Source organism: Secundilactobacillus angelensis (assembly GCF_012641075.1).
GTDB classification, from domain to species: Bacteria; Bacillota; Bacilli; order Lactobacillales; family Lactobacillaceae; genus Secundilactobacillus; species Secundilactobacillus angelensis.
In genome coordinates this window covers 1-283 of record NZ_JAAXLJ010000107.1, presented here as the reverse complement: position 1 = coordinate 283, position 283 = coordinate 1, and the positions used below count along the sequence as shown (strand labels likewise).

1 protein-coding gene is annotated in these 283 nt (G+C 51.9%); it reads right to left on the bottom strand.

Going from position 1 to position 283, the window contains the following annotated elements; translation table 11 throughout:
* A partial coding sequence (locus HC026_RS12570; RefSeq protein WP_168926228.1) for a hypothetical protein occupies positions 1 to 283 on the bottom strand: 283 nt, incomplete at both ends.

The following is a 283-nucleotide window of genomic DNA, read 5'->3' as shown; positions in this document are numbered from 1 at the left end:
AGTCGTCGTAGTGACGTTGTAGTAATCCTTTGGATCCACTGACGTCCCTTCGCCGTTGGCTGACTTGAAGTAGGAAACTGTTCCATCGCCTGTGACATGTTCACCAAGGCCTGGAGTGGTGTTGGTATCCGTCCCAGTCGTGTCATGCGTCATTGTCACACCTGGATTATCGTTCGTAACTGTCGTCTTACCAGTCTTGACCGTTTCGCCTGGGTTGACTGTGACTGCTGGCAAGCTTGGTTGATCCTTTGGCGTTTCAGTGACGGTCACAACGCTCGTTGTG